This window comes from Lactobacillus huangpiensis, assembly GCF_019972815.1.
GTDB classification, from domain to species: Bacteria; Bacillota; Bacilli; order Lactobacillales; family Lactobacillaceae; genus Lactobacillus; species Lactobacillus huangpiensis.
In genome coordinates, this window is sequence record NZ_BPPA01000005.1 from 36,547 (window position 1) to 55,588 (window position 19,042).

Consider the following 19,042-nt stretch of genomic DNA (forward strand, 5'->3'; position numbering starts at 1 on the left):
AGGCCACTGAACAGTGAAATAAAAAGCAAAAGTGAAAAGCTTTGTTGCTTATTTCAAATGGGTGACCTTTTTACTTAGCCTTTGCTTTAAGTGATCATAATTATTATTATTTTTACAAGCTAAATTTATTATTTCTTGACTTTTTCTTCTTTATTTTTTATAATCTTCTCATTAAGGTTGGAGGTAAAGTTTTATGAAATATAATTTAATACGAGTCTCACAACTGAATAACCGTTATTACTTTAGCTATTTTAGATAAGGTTTGGGTTCATCTAGATGAATTCAAACCAGACTCAAGTTTTGAATTTATCTATGATGGCTAAAGTCCTTTAATTGCGGTTAGCCACATAACTTTCTAAGTGGCTAATCACAAATGATTATTACTAATAATTCTTGTATATCCACTTAGAAATAAGTGGATATTTTTTTACAGTCAGCAGTATTACGGAGGAACGAAAATGCGAATCAAGAAAATTATTATGGGAATGGCTTTAACTAGTCTGTTGCTGCTTAGTGGCTGCAGCAACAAGAAATCAGGAAGTACAGCAACTGTTAAGCATGTGGGTATATTGCAAGTAGTACAGCATCCCTCGTTAGATGAGGCTAACAAAGGTTTCAAAGAGGGCTTGAAAGAGAATGGCTACGTTGAAGGCAAGAATCTAAAAATTGATTATCAAAATGCCCAAAATAGCCAAGACAATCTGAAAAGTATGAGTGAAAAACTAGTCAATGAAAAATCAGATTTAATTTTGGGAATTGCTACGCCGGCAGCGCAAAGCGTAGCAAATGCTACTGAAGATATTCCTATTGTAGTAACTGCAGTGACTGATCTAAAAGCTGCTAAATTAGTAAATTCAGATGCAAAACCTGGCAGAAATGTTACTGGAACTACTGACATGGTTTCAATTGATAAACAAATAAAATTGTTATTATCAATAGTGCCTAAAGCTAAAGCAATTGGCATCATGTACAATGCCGGTGAGGCCAATTCTAAAATTCAAGCGGATCTAGCTGTCAAAGCACTTAAAAAAGCCGGCGTTAAAGTTTTAATTAAGACAGCTAACACTACTAATGATGTCCAGCAAGTCACTGAAACTTTAGCTGGAAAAGTACAAGGAATTTACGTACCAACAGACAACACATTTGCTTCTGCTTCCTCAATTATTGGTAAAGTTGTTAAGGAAAAGAAAATCCCACTGGTAGCCGGTTCAACTGACCAGGTTAAAACTGGTGGCTTGGCTTCTATTGGAATAGATTACGAGGCGCTTGGTAAACAAACCGGTAAAATGGCTGCTAAAATTTTAGACGGTAAAGCTAAACCTAAAGATATGCCTGTTGAAAGGGCAACTGATTTGAAATTGGTGGTTAACAAGAAAATGGCAAAGGCACTTGGAATTGATCCTGCTTCAATTAAAGCACCTAAGTAAATTAAAGAAAGGCAGCGTGAATCAATAGTTATGTTGAATACATTTTGGGAGTTATTACTTTCATCTACTTCTCAAGGATTACTTTGGTCATTAATGGCAATCGGTGTTTACTTAACTTTTCGGATATTAGATCTAGCCGACATGACAGCTGAAGGCAGCTTTCCATTAGGGGGAGCCGTTGCAACGATGTGCATTATTAAGGGAATTAATCCTATTTTGGCAACTGTTGCCGCATTTGTTGGCGGTTTGATTGCTGGCTTAGTTACTGGTATTTTGAACACTAAATTGCGTATTCCTTCCTTACTAGCAGGAATTATTACAATGACTGGCTTGTACTCCATTACTTCCAGAGTAATGCAAAACGCTGCTAATGTTTCATTGCTGGGCAAAGATACAGTTTTTACAATTGCGCAAAATTGGGGATTAAGTCGTAACAATGCAGTAATTGCGATGGGATTGATAATTGCACTTTTGGTTATACTATTATTAGTTGTTTTTTTCAAAACTGAAATTGGCCTGGCTATGAGAGCTACAGGCGACAATCCTCAAATGAGTGCCGCAAATGGTATCAAAACTCAAGGAATGAAAATTTTAGGCTATATGATTTCTAACGGGTGCATTGCCCTGTCAGGTGGACTTTTAGCACAAAATAACGGCTTTGCCGATCTTAACTCTGGTGTTGGTACTCTGGTTATTGGATTAGCTTCAATTATTATTGCAGAAGTACTTATCAGGAATCTGCCAATTGGCGGTCGTTTACTTACTTTAGTTGTAGGTGCCATCATTTATAGGCTGATTTTAGCCCTAGTGTTCCAGATGAATGTAGAACCATCTGATGCAAAATTAGCTTCAGCTTTAGTTTTAGTTGTGTGCTTAACTTTGCCGAATTTCCACTTGCCACGCAATCTTAAAGGAGGAAAGCAAAATGCCAGAAGTACTAAAAATTAAAAATTTGCATCAAACTTTTGAGCAAGGAACTGTCAATGAAAACCGTGTTTTACGTGGTATTGACCTTAATTTAGAAGCCGGGGATTTTGTGACTATCATTGGTAGTAACGGAGCCGGTAAGTCTACCCTGCTCAATAGTATTGCTGGAACGCTGCCTATTCAAGAGGGTCAGATTATTTTAAAAGGTACCGATATTACAAAAATGCCTGTTACTAAGCGAGCAAAAAATATTAGTCGTGTATTTCAAGATCCTAAAATGGGAACAGCGGTCAGATTAACAGTTGAAGAAAATTTGGCTTTAGCCATGAAACGAGGCCAACGACGCGGTTTTCGCCCTGGAGTTAAAAAACAAGATAGAAAATTTTTCAAAAAACAGTTGGCACAACTTAACTTAAATCTGGAAAATCGTCTGGAAACTGAAATTGGACTTCTTTCCGGTGGTCAAAGACAAGCCATTACTCTTTTAATGGCGACTTTGCAGAGACCAGACTTGATTTTACTGGATGAACATACTGCGGCTCTTGATCCGCAAACCTCGATTACAGTCATGCAATTAACTGAAAAGTTAATATCCGAACAGCATTTAACAGCTTTTATGGTTACTCACAACATGGAAGATGCTATACGATACGGTAATCGATTGATTATGTTGCATCAAGGTCGTGTGGCAATTGATTTGGCCGGTGAAGATAAACAAAACTTGACGGTGCCTAAACTGATGGAACTATTCCAAAAGCATGTTGGTTTGGGGCTTGAAGATGATGCTATTTTACTGGCATAGCATCTAATTTAAAAAACATTAAATGAGTCCCGAAGGTGATCTAACCTTTCGAGACTCATTTCTTATATTATTTCGAATTTTTTAGTTACACTTGAACCTTCAAAGTGACACTGCCATGATCATTTTTCTTTGCCATCAAATTCTTTGGAGTGCTCCAATTCATCAAACTTTTGTTCATCATCACTTTCGATTGCTGCTAATTCTTCTACCCTTCTTTCATGACGACCGCCAATATATTTGGCTTCTAACCAATTTTTGACGATCATCTTGGCTAACTCTGGACCAACTACGCGAGAGCCGAAGGCTAATACATTTGTATTGTTATGCATTCGCGAGAGTTTAGCTGAATAGCAGTCACTGCATACACAAGCTCGAATGCCTTTTACCTTGTTTGCTGCTAAGGAAATGCCTACACCAGTGCCACAAATTACGATTCCCAGATCATAGTCTCCGCTAGCCACGGCTTTACCAACCTTTTGCCCGTAAATAGGATAATCAGTTTTCTCATTACTCTTAGTCCCAAAATCATAAACTTCATAGCCCAAACTTTTAACATATTCCATAATTGTTGGCTTCAATTCCAAGCCGACATGATCTGATCCAAAAGCTATTTTTATTTTCTTTGCAACCATTTTTACTGATTTTCCTTTCTGATTTGAGCAATTGTTTCCTGATAAGAAACTGGCTTGTTAAATAGTGCCGAAGTTCCGAGAATAAAATTATCAACACCTTTTCTATGCAGTTGATTAATTCTTTCTCGTGTAACTGCTCCGTCAATTCCTAAGACAAACTCATACTTTTCTTTTGCTGTGATAAACTGATCCAGCTTTGGCATTACAAAATCTTGAAATGGCTGTCCAGCAAATCCTGGATGAACAGTCATTACTAAAACATAGTCTGCGTTAGGTAAAAGTTCTTGAACTGTAGTGAAAGACGTTCCCGTATCTACTGCAATTCCAGCTTTTTTACCCAAAGCGTGAATATCATCAATCGTCCTTGCAGGTTGCTTTTCAGCATCTGGGCAAAAATAAATAATGTCTGCTCCCAAATCACTAAAGAATTTAATGTAAGAACGAGGATTTTCAATCATCAAATGAGCATCCATAGGCTTCTTCGTCAAGGAACGGATTGTTTGATAATCTTCTGGTCCTAATGCAAAATTCGGAACATATCTACCATCCATTACATCCATGTGATACATATCGACTCCAGCGTTATTCAGCTTTTCAACTTCTTGTTTTAAATTACTAAAATCTGCGCACATCATTGACGGGCTTAGTATTAAAGACATTTTCTCCTCCTTTTTGAGTAATCGTTTACTCAAATTAACATACTGCTATTATTGCACTTAATTTTTTATTTGTAAACGTTTTTCTAAATAATAAGTTATAAAATAGAGCAATCGTTTAACCACAAAAAGAACTTAAATTTTTATTTTAATGATATAATTAGGCAATAAATGAAGGAGTAGGTAATGAAGCAATATTCAATTAAAGACATTGCAAAATTATGTAATGTTTCAACTGCAACAGTTTCACGGGTAATTAATAATAATGGCAGGTTCTCTGAAAAAACCAGACAAAAGGTTTTAGATGTTATTGAACAAACTGGCTATAAAATCGATAACAATGCCCGTAGTTTGCGTACGAATATTACATTCACTATCGGAATCCTTGTTCCAGACATTAAAAATCCCTTTTTTGCCGATTTGGTTCAAAAAATTGAAGAGTTGCTTTTTACCAAAAATTATTCCACCATTATTTGTAATACTGATAAAAATGAGCAAAAAGAAAAAGCATACTTACGTATGCTTGAAAACAAAAAGGTTGATGGCATTATTGTAATTTCCGGATCTTATCAACATGGTTTTAAATTTCAAAGTTCTCTAAAAGAAATTCCCTACATTTGTATTGATCGTGAACCAGAAAATTTTCATAATACAGTTTTTATTTCTTCTAATCACTATCAAGGTGCCCTAGATGCAACTAATTACTTATTTCAAAAAGGAGCAAAATCTCCAGTTGTCGTGGTCAAAAAGGTTGGCACCTCAATTATATCTAGAATTGACGGTTTTAAAGAAAGTTTGAAAAATCATTCTCTTAAATTCCTCAAGTCGCGCCATGAACTTAAATTGCAAAGTCAATCTTCATTCGCCAAATTTTTGCAAAAAAATCCCAATACTGATAGTTTATTTGCCGTCGATGACGGAATTGCAATGGAATTACTCAAATATCTTAAAAATCTTGGTTACCAAGTTCCACAACAAATTCAAGTTATAGGTTTCGACGATGTACCTGCAGCTAACATAGTTACACCAAAGTTAACAACCATCCAGCAAAATACCAGAAAAATTGCACAAACAGCTGTTACCAGCATGATGCATGCCATCAATAAACAAAATGAAAAAGGAAGTCAATTTCTAATTCCAACTAAATTAATAATCAGAGAAACCACAAAATAGCCAAGTAAAAACTTAGCTATTTTGTTTAAAGATGCTGTTTCATTTCATTGTTATAACGACCATTTGCGGCTAAAATATTTTCACTAACTATTTACAAGTTAACTACGCTATTTACTTCTCCTCCGGAAATAATTGTTTTGGCATCGTTCAAAGCAATTTCAATACTGTTTTTAACAGCTAGTTTCGTGAAGAAAGCAATATGCGGGGTGATTAATACCTGTGGCATTGCTTTTAGTTCTTTATAATCTTCCGGAAGGGAATTCAGCATATTCTTTTTATCATAAAAATCTGTTTCATCGGCTAAAGTATCCAAGGCTGCAGCAGAAATTTGTCCATTTTTAAGAGCCGCAATTAAAGCTTGTGTGTCAACCAAGCCTCCACGAGCTACGTTAATCAAAATAGGCTTTTTCTTCATTTTATCAAAAGCAGTTTTGTCAATCATGTTTTTAGTACTTGCTAATAACGGCGTATGCAAAGAAATAATATCGGATTCAGCAAGAATCGTATCAAAGTCGGTATAAGTGAGGTAAGGTTCCAGAGATGCGTCATAAACCGGATCACAAGCCAAAACTTTAGCGCCCAATGCGCTGTATAGGTGTGCACTGGCTCCACCAATATGACCAGCGCCAACTATACCGACAGTGCAATTAAAAATTTCAGTACTAATTGTACTTTTATCATAAGTAAAATCACCATGATCCATTCTGTCTTGATATATCCCAATTTTGCGCAGTAAGTACATTGCATCGGTTACACCGAGTTCGGCAATGGCTCTTGGTGAATAAGCTGCAACGTTTGTAATTTTAATACCATTCTTTTTTGCGGCTGCTACATCTTGATTATCAACTCCAACCTGCCGCACGGATAATTGCTTAATACCATATTGCTTAAATTTTTCGTAGACACTGGCACCGACTGGAAGATTTCCTTCAGAACTCACTCCGTCAAAACCTTGTGCTAAATCAGCATTATCTGCAGACAAGTCATCGTGGACGATCTTTATTTCAACTTGGTTTTTTTGAGCCCAGTTTTCAATAATGCTTTCTTCCATCTTAATTACACCATAACAAATAATTTTCACTTTTTATCTCTCCTATTCTTGCTTATAAAAATTGATAATCTTTGTTTTTAAGTTTGACATATCCTATTAAGCCTAATTTACGGTATCTCTAATGCCAGAAGACGTATCTTTATCATATTCAAGACCGCAAATGCAGGCTAGAGGCATATTGACACCCCGTTGTCCCATTACTAATCCCGTAGCTGCTACTAGCAAGTCACAAACTTTAGAAATTACGGGTACGCCACGCAAGCTACTAATTGTAGTCATAGGTTCTCCCCACTTATTAAATTAATTAAAAAACATAGTATCTTAATTATAAAGGTTTAGTTATACAGTGAGAAAGTAAATTTTTAAAATTGCCAACAAAAAAATGTACTGTTATCCAAAATAACAATACATTTTTATATTACTGATTAATTATTCAACTTTTACAATTTCATTTACAAATTCATCATACGTTTTACTGGCAGTTAACTTAGAAACTTTATTATCATTAATGATAACCTCAGATAGTTCATCAAAAACTTTACGGAATTTCTTCTCATCCTTCTTGCTCGAAGCCAACGTAATAATTAAATAAACTAACTGATTTCCCCATTTTATTCCCTTAGGGTTAATATAAATAAACCACTGGCTCTTCTCGGCATCATAATCAATAGGGTGCGGAATTGCAACTGATCCAAAAGCTGTACTAGAAAGCTTTTCTCTTTCTAAAATCTTTTTTTCAAAATCCTGACCAACAATTTTTTCTTTAATAAATTGCGTAGAAATGCAGTGAATAATTTCTGAAGCACTCCGACTGCCACTTTCTCTGACAAAATTATTTTTAGATGTAAATTTTGCCAGACCACGTTTTAATTCTTGAGATAAATTTGCATCCTTAATCTGCTTAATTGCTTTTTGAATTTTATTAATGTCATTAGGTAACAGAAAACTAGAGATTTGCACAAAATTATGATTTTTTATAATTTGTTTTGAGTCTGCCACAATTACCAGTTGCGTTTCATCTAAAATATCAGATTCATCGGTAATAGTATTAAGTAAAGCCATATCATTATTAAATTTTTGATCAATAATGTCTACAGTGTCTTTAGCATTACCATGATATTCCGGCATAAACAACTGACCGATAACTTTATTTTCATTCCTAATTTGCTCGGTAACGATATTACCTACATGCAAAGCAATAAAAGCAATTTCTTCTTCACTAACTGAAATACCTAACACATTATTTATTTCATATGCTATTAAAGTAGCACATTCATATATTGTAGGTGAAGAGTTTTTTATATTTTTTGCCAAGGGATTATGAATTGTATCATTATTTTTAAAACGATCTATTAAACGTAATAAATGTGGCAAAAATCTTTTCTTAAATAATTCTTCGTCGAGATCTAAGTCATAGGTTTTTCTCACAAACAACACGATTCTCTTAAATAACTTATTAATTTGTGACTTTTTGGGTACTTCAATCTTATGATTACCTATTAATAATTCCGACATATTTACCAGTTGCTTAACATCATATGCGGATAAGCAATAGTCAGTTTTATTATTAATCTCTTCAACAAGTCGATGTACTAAAACATTATCAATTTTATTAACATCCGGCTTTTCTATTGTTTCATCAGAACGATCAATCATAATCACCAGGTGTAATAAGAAATTGCTAAAATTAAAAGAATCTAATTTTGTCTTAGTTTCAGAAATACTTTGACTTAAAATTTTGCTGATTAAATGAACTTTAACATCAGGAAAATATTCTTGAATTGCTTTTTCATTTAACAGAGTCCCGTTCAATTCATGATATATGATTGATGACAATATTTTCCTTTTATTTTCTTCTTTTCCTTCAACATGATAAAAATCACCAGAACGAACTAATTTCAGATCAAAATTGGAAAACTCATTGCTTAAATTTTTTATTTCTTTTCTCAGCTCCACATCATTAATGTAAAGTTGACCAGACAAATCATAAATATTGATTGGTTCTTCCGCCATAATCAATTTTCGTATCAGCCAAGAGCTTCTTTGATTGACGGTTATAGGTAAGCTGCTATTTTTTACCTGGGTTTCATTACTACCTTTAAATTTATAACCTTTTGGTCCACTTTCAATTTCAATATTGTTTTGACGTAGCTGAGCTATTCTATTTTTCACCGTTCTTTCCGAAATTGCCAGTTTCATTGCAAGAGTTTTCGCAGTGATCCAAGATTCATTATTTTGTCGTAAAAAATCTAATAAATCTCTGTTGCCACCCATCATTTATCTCCTCACCTATTCAAGATTAGAGTGTACTGAACGTAATTGACTTGCTGTAACCAAATTAGTATGAAGAGCTCTTAATACCAAACTGTCAAACAATAGTAAAGAAGATTGTTCATACAAACTTCCCATAGGCTGAATTGAAGAGCCAGCTGTATCCTTGTCTTGGGCCTCAATTAATACAGTCACATCACTTTTTTGATTAAGCGGTGCCTTTTTATTAGCTGTAAAAACTATAATTTTTGCTTTTGCTTTTTTAGCACTTTCTTCTTGCGAAATTAGAGTTGATGATTTACCACTAGCAGAATTAAAAATTAATAAATCATCTTTGCCAATCGCCGGTGCTGTTATCTCAGTGACTAGATGTACTCTAAGGCCAAACTGCGTTAACCGATTTGCAAGAGCATTTATCATTAAGCCACTTCTGCCTTCACCCGAAAGAAAAATACTTTTGGCATTCAAAAACATTCTTAAAATTTGGTCAGCTTTTTCATTTGTGAGATCACAATTTATATTGCTAAGTTCACTAATAATTTGATCAAATTCGTCAATCATTTCTGACATCCTTTGCTAGTCGCTGTCCCACTTTACCAGAAGGATGATTTAATAAAAAGGCTTTTTTGGTAAAATTTTCATCTTTCATTAGTATTGTTGCTATAACATCAAATAGAGAAATGACAGCCAAAGTACTGGTAGTAGCCAGCATATTAAACTCATCCAGTTCTTTTTCAACTTTAACTTTTACAACCAAATCTGCATTTTTTGCCAAAATCGAATCAACATTTTCAGTTACAGTGACAATTTTTGCCTGTTTTTCTTTAACATTTTGGTCAAAACTAGTTAATTCTTTAGTAGAACCACCTTTTGATATAAAGATGACAGTATCGCCTTTTTTCACTTGTCCTAAGCCGCCATGAACAGCATCTGACGGATTAAGATAAAAAGCTGAGATACCTACAACATTTAATGTGTGGGTTGCTTTGCGAGCTGCCATTGCTGAAGTACCACAACCAGTGAGAAAAACATTATTAGTATTTTTTTCTATGGTTTTTAGTAAATGAGTAAAATCTTCTTCACTAATGCTTTGGCCAAGCTTAATAATTTCTTCGCCTTCAGCTTGGAAAAGTGCGGAATAATTATTCATCTGTTTCACCTAGAATTATGATTTCAATTTTTCTTTTTCTTGCTCTAGTTTGATCAAAATCTGCAAAAAAGATCTGACCAACTGAACCTAAAAGTAGCCTATGCTGCTTAACTCCCAAGGTAACGCTTGACCCAAGGAAATCTGATCTCAAATGACCATCTGTATTTAACATCGTCCATTTAACCGCCGGATAATTAGGATCAGTCTTTTTCATTCCATAAGCAATATGCTCTGGACCAGGACTAAGATAGGGATAATTTTCTGACTGCTGACGAGGAACTATCTTGTCTAATACATTAGTTAGATCAACTTGCAGGAAATCATCATCATAGTAATTTTTGTCATGCATATACTCGTCAAAATAGACAGAACATGTTGTATGCGTAGTTTGCACTAAACAAATGCCATTAGCAATATTACTTTTGTTAACAGCGTCCTTTACTTGCTCCGTAATCATATGATAAGAAGGTCTGCCTTGAACTGTTTCTAGCTCTAATTCATCAAAATAGAAACTCATGATTCAATAGCTGCCTTTACTTTGTCCCATACTTGATCTGTACCAATACCTGTCAAAAGAGCTACACCATTAATTACCTTGTCTTTAATTTCATCAGGAACTATCGTAGTTGAAATAACAATATCATAATTGCCATTTTGAATGTTCTCAACTTCTTGACTAACAGCAGATTGCTTAATTTCAACGTCATTTTCAAAGCCATTCTCTTTTAGCCAGTCATTAACTTTTGCGTGGACAATGGTTGAAGTAGCATGTCCAGCACCACACATAATTAACATTTTTTTCATGATTATTCACCTTCCTCTGCACTTGGACCAGCATTAAATTTCTTAATTACATTTAAGTAGTATAGAAGGCCAAGTAAAACAACTATCAAAACACCCAAACCAATAACACCGAAGTTTTGCGTCATCCAAACGAAAATTGAATTTGTCCATAATCCAGACAGTTCGAACGAAAACGCACCTTTCGTATTAATACTGTAATTGGCCAACTTGAAACTCTTCATTACTAATGGTGAAAGCCAAGTAGACAAATACAGCATTGGTACCGAATAGATGACTGCTCCTATTAAACTTCTGATAATATTGCCTTTAAAAGCACCAACTAATAGAGTAAATACATAAACATAAAGTGTTAAATCTCCTAGAGGCAAAACTTTATTACCAGGTAAAATTGTGGCTAAGAACAGTGAGATTGGAATCATTAAAACACTAGTAGCGATCACAGCTGGATGACCAACAGTTAAAGCAGCATCCATACCAATGTTTACTTTTTTGCCGTGTAAATGCTTCTTAGTAAACTCTTGGGTTGCTGAAGAAATTGGAGTTAAACTTTCCATGAACATTGAAATCATTTTTGGCATGATTTTCAAAGTTGCACCCATTTCAACTCCAAGTTGCAAAATACCAGAAACATCAAAGCCAGCTAGTAGTCCGATACCAACTCCTACAATAAAGCCAATAACTAATGGATCACCTAAAACGCCAAACCGTTTTTGAATTTTTTCTGGACTTGCGTCTAATTTGTTAAATCCTGGAATTTTATCAAATAACCAGTTTAACGGTACAGCTAAAATTGTGGCTGAAAGAGCCATTGTATGAGTTACAGCAATACCAGGCAAGTTGAAAAACTTTTCCGTAATTGGCTGCATCAAGTCTGCTAAAAACAATTCCAGTAGAAAGCCACCAGCTAAAGCAATTATGCCGTATACATAATTACCTGAAACTGCCCATACCAGCAAACCAATAAATGTTGGTTGCCATAAATTCCAAATATCAACATTCAGTGTTCTCGTTAAACCAATCCACACTAAAACCAGATTTATTAAAATAGTTAGTGGAATTGCCAAAACACCTAAAGAACTTGAAAAGGCAAGTGGACCTCCGACTCCACAACCAACATCCATAATACTTAACGACAAATGATATCTTGCAACCATCAATTTAATTGCAGGTTGCAAGTTAGTAGCCATCATGTTAACTACCATGTTCATTCCAATAAAACCAGCACTTAAGGTCAAGCCAGAAATCAGTGCTTTAGATGGTTTTAAACCGACAATTAGACCCAAAATAATGATAATAATTGGTATACCAACTGTTGAGCCTAAGTTTAAGAACCAATGTATGGCCTGTACAAACATTTTTTACCACTCCTTTAATTCAATCCGTATTTCTTCAATATTTGATCTGCTTGATCAATTTCAGATGCTGACATCAACTCTTTAATAGCCGTTTTATTTTGGCAGAAAGTCATTAAATTGCTTAATAACTGCGCCTGTTCATGCGGCTTGCTCATTGCAATCATAAAGACAATGTTAACTTTGACATTGACAGATTTATTTACCATGCTTTTAAAATGAACGGGGTTTTTTAAAGTTGCTAGAGCTATCTGTGAAGTATTGACATATGCCGAATCTGTGTGAGGGATTGCCACTCCAAATCCCTCTTCAAGTTCTAACCCAGTTGGAAAGTCGGTTTCCCGTTTTAAAACATGTTCCAAATAACTATCTTTAATTACATCCCTTTCTTTCAGTGCTTTAGCCATTTTGGTAATTATTTCTGTGCTATTTCTTGCATCAACATCTAGCTTGATTATTCTTTTATCGAAGAACATTCCTTCATCCGCCTTTCTTTATGTCACAATATTAAGCGCTTTATTTATTAAAGGAAAAAGCAATTTTGCACCGCAAGGTGAAAATAAAAGGAGCATAACTTTCACTCTTACTGGGCAAAAATTATTTTGCAATAAAAGAGCGTGTTGGCTATAAGTTATATTAAGGAGGAGATAAAATGGTCGAAGTAGCCGTATCTTTACATAGTGGTCCTAAAATCAATCTAGCAAAAACACTAACTTTATTAGAAAAAGGAGGAGCTGATTATTTTCATATTGACGTAATGGATGGTACTTTTGTTTCTGAAATTGATTTCGGCGAAAATCTGGTTAAGGAAATTAGTGATTACTCTTCAGTCCCACTTGATATTCATATGATGGTAAATAATCCAGAGAAATTAATTAACCACTACTGTTGCAAAACTACGAAAGTAATTGGCATACATGTAGAATCAACACAGCATATTCATCGTGCTCTATCATTAATTAAACATGCAGGCAAAAAAAGCGAAGTTATTATTAATCCTGGTACCCCTGTCAATGCCATAACTCCTGTTCTCGATTTCGTTGATCAAGTTATGGTCATGTCAGTTGATCCTGGAACAAGTGGTGCCAAATTTATCCCTAATACTATTAACAAAGTTAAAGAACTGGATGATCTGAGACAAATTAATCATTATCATTATCAAATTGAAGCCGATGGCAGCATTAGCAACCAAAATATTAGTGAACTAAAAAAAGCAGGACTTGATATTGCAGTTTCAGGTTCTTACATCTTTAAAGGCGATTTTAAAAAACAAATTCAAACATTAAAAAATATATAAAAAAGCTATTTCCTTAATGGAAATGGTCTTTTTATCCCTTTTGAAAGCCAATTTTAAATACAATTTAATTTTGCATATCGAAAAAGGTCGTTTCAAGTAAAAGAAATGACCTTTTGTGTTACTTTTGGTGCCAGCAAAATTTCTACATGTTACGCTTCTCATTATACAAAACGAAAGCGTGGCAAAATTGGACAATAATAACTTTCTCAGCCGTAATCAAATATTATTACCTTTAATCAATTTTTTGACGAATTTTAGCAGCATCTTGGTTGGAATTGGCGGTTCACTAATTATCCGTGAATATTCAGATAATATCGTTATTAACGGCTTGATCTCAAGTATCAGTTCATTAGCACTTATTGTGAGTGTTTTATTTATCGGTTCCAAGCTTGATAACACTGACAAGAGGCGCATGCTTATCTGGATGTATATTTTACTGAGTTTATTTTTATTACTACCTTTTACTTTTCCACAAAAATACTTTGTACCTTTATACATTATGGTTGACCTTTGTATAACAATGTTTAGCTTAGTAGAAGGGTTATCTTTCACTGGGAATTTAAAGTCACTTCTTTCAGAAAATGTCCTGGAGCGAACTATTAACCTTAATTCCATTGCCGGACTTATTGGTAATATTGCCAGTGTGGCAGCGATGGCAGTTTTAATTTTTACTACTCGCAACTATTTGTCTTTTCTCTTAGTAGCAAGCGGCGGCTTTTTTATAAACATCTTTCTCTCTATTGCTTTACACCAAAGGCACTTTACTAAAAACCAAAATAGTTTTAAAACCTTACCTCATCTTGTGACAGTTTGGCACAACATAACTGCTAGCAAAGGCTTACGCGCCTCAATTATCGTTGCCATTTTTACCAGTGCTCTCCAATCAGTATTTAACGGGTTGATGATCTATTTCTGGAAAGCGATTGATCCTAACTATAGTCACGTTTACTGGCTACTAGTTGCCGTAGTCAGTGGTCTTTTCTTAGGTGCTGTTCTTATACGCTTTGATAATACATTTTGGCTACTTAGTGCTTTAGTATTTATTACCACCCTGGCTTTAGGAATTTTCTTTTTAAACCAAACAATCGTTACTATGAGCGTTATTACTGTACTGATATATGGCGAAACTTTACCAATCGCTAATTGGTGCAATAAAACCAGAATTAAAAGAACCGGTAAAGAGGTGCAGTCTTCGCAATCAAGTTTCTTGCAGCTGGGGAGTTCTCTATTGAATATCTTTTTTACTGTCGGAGTATCTGCAATTGCCAATGCTTGCCACCAACCAGCTCTTACTTTACTTGCTGCTGGAATTGCCCTTTTACTTGTTTTTATACTTCTAGGCAATAATGTGCAGCGGTACCGCTTAGAAGAGATTAATTAAAAGCATTGAAGTGAAGGTATAAAAAACCACCTCTATTTCTAGAGATGGCTTTTTTCGTTATTAGTGGCGCCCAATAGCGATGATGCACTTAATTAAATTATAATTGCTTTATTTGCTCTTCTATATTTAAAACTTCTAAGACATCTGTAGCACATTCTGCACCTTTGTTGCCAGATTTGCCGCCGGCACGATCAGTTGCTTGTGCCACTGTATCAGTCATTAACACGCCAAACATCACTGGCACTTTGCCATTTGCTGATGCAGCCGCTAATTGTGAAGTAGTGCCTTCACAAACATAGGTAAAGTGAGCAGTTTCGCCCCGAATTACTGCGCCTAGAGCAATAATGCCATCGACTTTGCCACTCTTTGCCAAGCAGTTGACTGTGCGGGCAATTTCAAAGGCACCGGGTACTCTAACAATCACAATATTTTCATCTTTCACGCCCGATTTTTTTAATTGTGACACTGCTCCAGAAAGTAGTCGGTCTGTGACCACACCATTAAACTGAGCAACAACAATCCCAATCTTTTTATCTTGTCCTTGAGCAATGTTTCCGTTAATTTCTTTCATTCTAATCCACCTCATTTAAAATATGATTCATTTCATGTTTTTTAGTAGCCAAGTATTTCTTATTCTCTGCCGTCATGCCCACTTCAACTGGAATGCGTTCAGTAACTTTTATACCGTAATTTTCTAATTGCGCTACCTTATCAGGGTTATTAGTCATTAATTTAACTTCACTAACGCCCTTTTGTCTTAAGATTTCGGCTGCGACATTGTAGCGGCGAGCATCAACTGGCAAGCCTAGATGCTGGTTAGCTTCTACCGTATTCATACCCTCATCTTGCAGCTTATAAGCACGCAATTTATTCTCAAGGCCAATTCCCCGACCTTCTTGACGTAAGTATAAAACCGCTCCTGAACCATTTTGCTCAATTTTAGTTAGTGCTTCTGCAAGTTGAGCGCCACAATCACAACGCTTAGAACCAAACACATCCCCTGTCAAACATTCACTGTGAAGCCGCAACAAAAGTGGTTCACCTTTTTTAATTTCGCCTTTGCTAATTAACAAAGTCGGTTGCTTTGCGGGATGCTTTGTATCTCTAAAACCTTCAAGTTGGAAGTGACCGTATTTTGTGGGAAAATCAACCTTAGTAAAAGATTCAATCCCCAAATCTTTGTTTTCCTGATTTTTACGGTATTCAATTAACTCTTCAATAGTCAAATAAGGAATGCCTAGTCCTTCCGCTAAAGCTTTCAAGTCTTTGCGTCTGGCCATTGTTCCGTCTTTTTTAATGCATTCGCAGATAAAGCCAACTGGAGCAACTCCGGCCAATCTGGCTAAGTCTAAGGCTGCTTCGGTGTGACCAGTACGTTCCAGTACGCCACCTTCTTTAGCTACTAACGGAAAAACATGACCAGGATGGTAAAAATCAGCCCATTGGCTATTAGGATCTGCCAATTTTTTAATAGTCTTTGCCCGGTCAAAAGCTGAAATTCCCGTCGTAGTTTCAGTGGAATCAACACTAAGAGTGAAAGCCGTGCCAAAAGTATCGTTCGAACCCGTTTCAATTGGCTTCAACTGCAAACGGTCGGCATAGGCTTTGCTCATTGGTACGCACAATAATCCACGAGCCTTAGTGATCATCATATTAACAGCTTGTGGCGTGACTTTTTCTGCTAAACCAATCATATCCCCTTCAGACTCACGTTGTGGTGAATCAGCCACAATTACCAATCCACCATTTAGCATGTGCTGTAATACTTTTTGTATTTTTTCATTCAATTGTTCTGTCATTTTTTTCTCCATCAAAATTCTTTTTTCCAAGCCTGAATCTGCTTAACTGCGTAGCGACCAATCATATCCACTTCAATATTTGCTCTATCGCCTATCTGGTAGTGAGCAAGCGTAGTATTTTGGATGGTATAAGGTATTAAGCTTACTCCAAAATGATCATTCTCTGCCATCGTGACTGTTAGACTAATACCATCAATAGCAATTGATCCTTTTTCAACAATAAAGGGATCATACTTATGTGGTACTTGAAATTCCAATTCAATAGAATTTTCGTTTTCAACTCGTTTTACCAGCTCGGCTGTTGTATCAATGTGTCCTGCAACAATATGTCCATCAAGTTTGCCGTTTAGCGCCAGTGAAGGTTCCAAATTTACCAGGCTACCTTTTTGCAACTTGCCTAGATTAGTTCTTTTCATTGTTTCTGGCATTACATCAACTGCAAAGTCTTCTTCGCTCCAGTCAGTAATGGTTAAACAAATGCCGTTCACGGCAATACTTGCTCCCAAAGGCAAATCTTTTTGTATCAGTTCAGGTGCACAAATACCTAGTCTTGCATGTTGCGCACTAATTTCCAAGCGGGTAATCGTACCCGTTGTTTGAATTATTCCTGTAAACATTCTTTTCTCCTCACGCGAATTCTTACGTCTTGACTTAAACTTTTAACATCCAATAGTTGGTAGTGACTTATTTCTGTTAAAGCCTGTCCGTACACAGCAGGCAGTGCTGTGCCACCCAACACCAGAGGGGCAATATATGTTACTATTTCATCCACCAAATCAGTTGCTATAAACTGGGCCTGTACATTGCTTCCACCTTCAACTAACAACGATTGAATTTCATGTTCAGCCAAAAGCTGGATTACCTTTTGGGGTGTCCATTTGCTAGCAGTATAACAGCACACATTTTCTCCAACATTTTGAGTTAAGTTTGTTTCACTCAGTAACCAAATTTGACCGCGAGTCTTAAATATTCGACTGGTAAAGTCTAACCGATTGGCATCCTTAGTTAAAACAATCCTAATAGGTGGATGTGGTAAGTTTTTTATTCTGACAGTTAAAAGCGGATTGTCGATGCGTAATGTGTTTGCACCAATTAAAATGGCTTGATTTTGCAACCGCAATTTTTGTACATCAAGTTGAGCCGCGTCCCCAGTCAAAAGTGTTCTTCTTTTGCCCGCGGCATTAATTTTGCCATCAATAGACATTGCATATTTAAGTGTCACAAATGGTCTTTCTTGCTGATAAAAAAAGTTATACGCAACATTTAAATTCTCAGTGCCACCAATGACTTCAGTTTGAACCCCATGACTTTTAAGATATTTAATGCCTTTACCTGCCACAATTTGATGAGGATCGACCTGACCGATAACAACTTTTTTTATTCCGGCCTCGGCTACTTTTTTGCAACAAGGTGGCTGTTTACCATAATGACTGCAAGGCTCCAATGTTACATACAAAGTTGCTCCCCGAGCTTGTTTGGGATCTGCTAAGTGCGACAGTGTATTTACTTCCGCATGTTCTTTGCCAAATTGATGGTGGTAGCCAGTTGCTAAAACCTGATCATCTTTAACCAAAACTGCACCAACTAATGGGTTTGTCCAAGTCATTCCCTGGGCTTTTAAAGCTTCTTGGACTGCCATTTGCATATAATCTCTATCCTGCACTATTTCACTTCCTAAGCATTAAAAAAACCTCGTTGATAAAATCAACGAGGCTTATTTTTTATTCATCAAATAAGATTTCAGCGAAGTTTAATAACGACGCGAGTTTTCTGTCTAATCTTGTTTGTTCTTCTCCCATCCAGACTTTAACTGTCGGTACTAGACTTACACTAGTTCCACCGCAAAACGCGGGTCACGGACTTCAATCATTAATTGTCACCGTCGGTAAGGAATTACACCCTGCCCCGAAGAAACCGTATTCAACTGTTTTTAGTATAATATAGTTATGCTCTATCGGCAATAGTAAATTTATTGTTTTATATAAAATATATATATATAATAAGATCAAACTTGAATAAAATTATTTCTTAAAGCTTCCAATCAGACAAATGGAGGGGAATATTATTGTTTTTACCAAAATATTTTTTAAAGGCAATGAAAAATGACAAATGATCTTTAAGATGATTGCGATAAGCGTCTCTGATACTCAAAATTGCTGTCACTGCCAAATTAGTAGTCACAATTATCAGTATGCCAATAAATATATATAAAAGATATAACATTTAGCCCTCCTATTTTCTGTATTACTTTTCTAATACACTACTATCTAATGGTAACATTGTCAATACTTTTTGGAAAAAATAAATAGACTAACAATCA

The 19,042-nt window shown here is 35.6% G+C and carries 22 protein-coding genes and 1 riboswitch; of the genes, 6 read left to right on the forward strand and 16 right to left on the reverse strand.

The genetic code is table 11. From position 1 onward, the window contains the following. Positions 1-458 precede the first annotated feature (458 nt). The 3 genes from LDM90_RS04570 to LDM90_RS04580 are packed head-to-tail and all read left to right on the forward strand — an operon-like array spanning position 459 to position 3,156. A complete protein-coding gene (locus LDM90_RS04570; RefSeq protein WP_198214010.1) occupies positions 459-1,427 on the forward strand; it encodes an ABC transporter substrate-binding protein in 969 nt (322 codons plus the stop codon). Positions 1,428-1,460: 33 nt separating this feature from the next. Next, the gene (locus tag LDM90_RS04575; RefSeq protein ID WP_373307170.1) at positions 1,461-2,375 is read left to right on the forward strand and encodes an ABC transporter permease; all 915 of its coding nucleotides are present in this window, start codon (positions 1,461-1,463) and stop codon (positions 2,373-2,375) included. Further along, positions 2,353-3,156, forward strand: coding sequence for an ABC transporter ATP-binding protein (locus tag LDM90_RS04580; protein ID WP_223896665.1), 804 nt, complete (start codon positions 2,353-2,355; stop codon positions 3,154-3,156). The genes LDM90_RS04575 and LDM90_RS04580 overlap by 23 nt, the downstream gene beginning before the upstream one ends. A gap of 119 nt (positions 3,157-3,275) precedes the next feature. Here the strand turns inward: LDM90_RS04580 and rpiB are convergent, their stop codons facing one another. Next, positions 3,276-3,773: a ribose 5-phosphate isomerase B gene (rpiB, locus tag LDM90_RS04585; RefSeq protein WP_274381263.1), complete on the reverse strand. Its 498-nt coding sequence runs from the start codon at positions 3,771-3,773 to the stop codon at positions 3,276-3,278. A gap of 17 nt (positions 3,774-3,790) precedes the next feature. Next, complete coding sequence (locus tag LDM90_RS04590; protein WP_223896667.1) at positions 3,791-4,447, reverse strand: ribulose-phosphate 3-epimerase; 657 nt, start codon at positions 4,445-4,447, stop codon at positions 3,791-3,793. Positions 4,448-4,630: 183 nt separating this feature from the next. Between LDM90_RS04590 and LDM90_RS04595 the strand changes: the two genes are divergently transcribed. Further along, positions 4,631-5,617 carry a LacI family DNA-binding transcriptional regulator gene (locus LDM90_RS04595; protein ID WP_223896668.1) on the forward strand — a complete coding sequence of 329 codons (987 nt, stop codon included), beginning with the start codon at positions 4,631-4,633 and terminating at the stop codon, positions 5,615-5,617. Between the two features lie 91 nt (positions 5,618-5,708). Here the strand turns inward: LDM90_RS04595 and LDM90_RS04600 are convergent, their stop codons facing one another. The 9 genes from LDM90_RS04600 to LDM90_RS04640 all read right to left on the reverse strand — a co-directional run bounded on the left by LDM90_RS04600 (position 5,709) and on the right by LDM90_RS04640 (position 12,721). Then, positions 5,709-6,698, reverse strand: a complete 990-nt coding sequence (locus LDM90_RS04600) for a D-2-hydroxyacid dehydrogenase (protein WP_223896669.1) — start codon at positions 6,696-6,698, stop codon at positions 5,709-5,711. 72 nt (positions 6,699-6,770) lie between these two features. Continuing rightward, a complete protein-coding gene (locus LDM90_RS04605; protein WP_223896670.1) occupies positions 6,771-6,947 on the reverse strand; it encodes a hypothetical protein in 177 nt (58 codons plus the stop codon). A gap of 150 nt (positions 6,948-7,097) precedes the next feature. After that, positions 7,098-8,945 carry a BglG family transcription antiterminator gene (locus tag LDM90_RS04610; RefSeq protein ID WP_223898712.1) on the reverse strand — a complete coding sequence of 616 codons (1,848 nt, stop codon included), beginning with the start codon at positions 8,943-8,945 and terminating at the stop codon, positions 7,098-7,100. 12 nt (positions 8,946-8,957) lie between these two features. Then, positions 8,958-9,500, reverse strand: a complete 543-nt coding sequence (hxlB, locus tag LDM90_RS04615) for a 6-phospho-3-hexuloisomerase (protein WP_223896672.1) — start codon at positions 9,498-9,500, stop codon at positions 8,958-8,960. Next, positions 9,493-10,089 carry a KpsF/GutQ family sugar-phosphate isomerase gene (locus LDM90_RS04620; protein WP_034978870.1) on the reverse strand — a complete coding sequence of 199 codons (597 nt, stop codon included), beginning with the start codon at positions 10,087-10,089 and terminating at the stop codon, positions 9,493-9,495. Before LDM90_RS04620 ends, hxlB begins: the two co-directional genes overlap by 8 nt. Further along, the gene (locus LDM90_RS04625) at positions 10,082-10,606 is read right to left on the reverse strand and encodes a YjbQ family protein (RefSeq protein ID WP_223896673.1); all 525 of its coding nucleotides are present in this window, start codon (positions 10,604-10,606) and stop codon (positions 10,082-10,084) included. Before LDM90_RS04625 ends, LDM90_RS04620 begins: the two co-directional genes overlap by 8 nt. After that, positions 10,603-10,893: a PTS sugar transporter subunit IIB gene (locus LDM90_RS04630; RefSeq protein ID WP_034978874.1), complete on the reverse strand. Its 291-nt coding sequence runs from the start codon at positions 10,891-10,893 to the stop codon at positions 10,603-10,605. Before LDM90_RS04630 ends, LDM90_RS04625 begins: the two co-directional genes overlap by 4 nt. Before the next feature lie 2 nt (positions 10,894-10,895). After that, positions 10,896-12,248 (reverse strand): PTS galactitol transporter subunit IIC, encoded by a 1,353-nt coding sequence (locus LDM90_RS04635; protein ID WP_223896674.1) that lies wholly within the window; start codon positions 12,246-12,248, stop codon positions 10,896-10,898. Positions 12,249-12,262: 14 nt separating this feature from the next. After that, positions 12,263-12,721 (reverse strand): PTS sugar transporter subunit IIA, encoded by a 459-nt coding sequence (locus LDM90_RS04640; RefSeq protein WP_223896675.1) that lies wholly within the window; start codon positions 12,719-12,721, stop codon positions 12,263-12,265. 176 nt (positions 12,722-12,897) lie between these two features. On the opposite strand from LDM90_RS04640, the gene rpe reads away from it, so the two are divergent. Both rpe and LDM90_RS04650 read left to right on the forward strand, forming a co-directional pair. Continuing rightward, on the forward strand, positions 12,898-13,542 hold the full coding sequence (gene rpe / locus LDM90_RS04645; protein WP_223896676.1) for a ribulose-phosphate 3-epimerase: 645 nt from the start codon (positions 12,898-12,900) through the stop codon (positions 13,540-13,542). 187 nt (positions 13,543-13,729) lie between these two features. After that, entirely contained in the window at positions 13,730-14,923 is a 1,194-nt protein-coding gene (locus tag LDM90_RS04650) for an MFS transporter (RefSeq protein ID WP_223896677.1), read from the forward strand. A 97-nt stretch (positions 14,924-15,020) separates the two neighbouring features. On the opposite strand, the gene ribH is transcribed toward LDM90_RS04650, so the two are convergent. The 5 genes from ribH to LDM90_RS04675 all read right to left on the reverse strand — a co-directional run bounded on the left by ribH (position 15,021) and on the right by LDM90_RS04675 (position 18,945). Continuing rightward, positions 15,021-15,494, reverse strand: coding sequence for a 6,7-dimethyl-8-ribityllumazine synthase (ribH, locus tag LDM90_RS04655; RefSeq protein WP_038521200.1), 474 nt, complete (start codon positions 15,492-15,494; stop codon positions 15,021-15,023). 1 nt (position 15,495) lies between these two features. Next, positions 15,496-16,722 (reverse strand): GTP cyclohydrolase II, encoded by a 1,227-nt coding sequence (gene ribA, locus LDM90_RS04660; RefSeq protein ID WP_274381256.1) that lies wholly within the window; start codon positions 16,720-16,722, stop codon positions 15,496-15,498. A gap of 11 nt (positions 16,723-16,733) precedes the next feature. After that, positions 16,734-17,339 (reverse strand): riboflavin synthase, encoded by a 606-nt coding sequence (gene ribE / locus LDM90_RS04665; protein WP_223896678.1) that lies wholly within the window; start codon positions 17,337-17,339, stop codon positions 16,734-16,736. Continuing rightward, positions 17,324-18,385 (reverse strand): bifunctional diaminohydroxyphosphoribosylaminopyrimidine deaminase/5-amino-6-(5-phosphoribosylamino)uracil reductase RibD, encoded by a 1,062-nt coding sequence (gene ribD / locus LDM90_RS04670; protein ID WP_223896679.1) that lies wholly within the window; start codon positions 18,383-18,385, stop codon positions 17,324-17,326. Before ribD ends, ribE begins: the two co-directional genes overlap by 16 nt. A 120-nt stretch (positions 18,386-18,505) precedes the next feature. Next, positions 18,506-18,639, reverse strand: a riboswitch (FMN riboswitch). Between the two features lie 111 nt (positions 18,640-18,750). After that, positions 18,751-18,945 carry a hypothetical protein gene (locus LDM90_RS04675; RefSeq protein WP_223896680.1) on the reverse strand — a complete coding sequence of 65 codons (195 nt, stop codon included), beginning with the start codon at positions 18,943-18,945 and terminating at the stop codon, positions 18,751-18,753. Between the last annotated feature and the right edge of the window lie 97 nt (positions 18,946-19,042).

What these genes read in the sequence shown, in the direction of transcription:
- LDM90_RS04640 (WP_223896675.1), bottom strand. Translation starts at nt 12,721, where the DNA reads ATGTTCTTCGATAAAAGAATAATCAAGCTAGATGTTGATGCAAGAAAT.
- LDM90_RS04620 (WP_034978870.1), bottom strand. Translation starts at nt 10,089, where the DNA reads ATGAATAATTATTCCGCACTTTTCCAAGCTGAAGGCGAAGAAATTATT.
- LDM90_RS04570 (WP_198214010.1), top strand. Translation starts at nt 459, where the DNA reads ATGCGAATCAAGAAAATTATTATGGGAATGGCTTTAACTAGTCTGTTG.
- LDM90_RS04675 (WP_223896680.1), bottom strand. Translation starts at nt 18,945, where the DNA reads ATGTTATATCTTTTATATATATTTATTGGCATACTGATAATTGTGACT.
- LDM90_RS04605 (WP_223896670.1), bottom strand. Translation starts at nt 6,947, where the DNA reads ATGACTACAATTAGTAGCTTGCGTGGCGTACCCGTAATTTCTAAAGTT.
- LDM90_RS04610 (WP_223898712.1), bottom strand. Translation starts at nt 8,945, where the DNA reads ATGATGGGTGGCAACAGAGATTTATTAGATTTTTTACGACAAAATAAT.
- ribH (WP_038521200.1), bottom strand. Translation starts at nt 15,494, where the DNA reads ATGAAAGAAATTAACGGAAACATTGCTCAAGGACAAGATAAAAAGATT.
- LDM90_RS04590 (WP_223896667.1), bottom strand. Translation starts at nt 4,447, where the DNA reads ATGTCTTTAATACTAAGCCCGTCAATGATGTGCGCAGATTTTAGTAAT.
- rpe (WP_223896676.1), top strand. Translation starts at nt 12,898, where the DNA reads ATGGTCGAAGTAGCCGTATCTTTACATAGTGGTCCTAAAATCAATCTA.
- LDM90_RS04580 (WP_223896665.1), top strand. Translation starts at nt 2,353, where the DNA reads ATGCCAGAAGTACTAAAAATTAAAAATTTGCATCAAACTTTTGAGCAA.
- ribE (WP_223896678.1), bottom strand. Translation starts at nt 17,339, where the DNA reads ATGTTTACAGGAATAATTCAAACAACGGGTACGATTACCCGCTTGGAA.
- hxlB (WP_223896672.1), bottom strand. Translation starts at nt 9,500, where the DNA reads ATGATTGACGAATTTGATCAAATTATTAGTGAACTTAGCAATATAAAT.
- LDM90_RS04625 (WP_223896673.1), bottom strand. Translation starts at nt 10,606, where the DNA reads ATGAGTTTCTATTTTGATGAATTAGAGCTAGAAACAGTTCAAGGCAGA.
- LDM90_RS04635 (WP_223896674.1), bottom strand. Translation starts at nt 12,248, where the DNA reads ATGTTTGTACAGGCCATACATTGGTTCTTAAACTTAGGCTCAACAGTT.
- LDM90_RS04630 (WP_034978874.1), bottom strand. Translation starts at nt 10,893, where the DNA reads ATGAAAAAAATGTTAATTATGTGTGGTGCTGGACATGCTACTTCAACC.
- ribA (WP_274381256.1), bottom strand. Translation starts at nt 16,722, where the DNA reads ATGACAGAACAATTGAATGAAAAAATACAAAAAGTATTACAGCACATG.
- LDM90_RS04595 (WP_223896668.1), top strand. Translation starts at nt 4,631, where the DNA reads ATGAAGCAATATTCAATTAAAGACATTGCAAAATTATGTAATGTTTCA.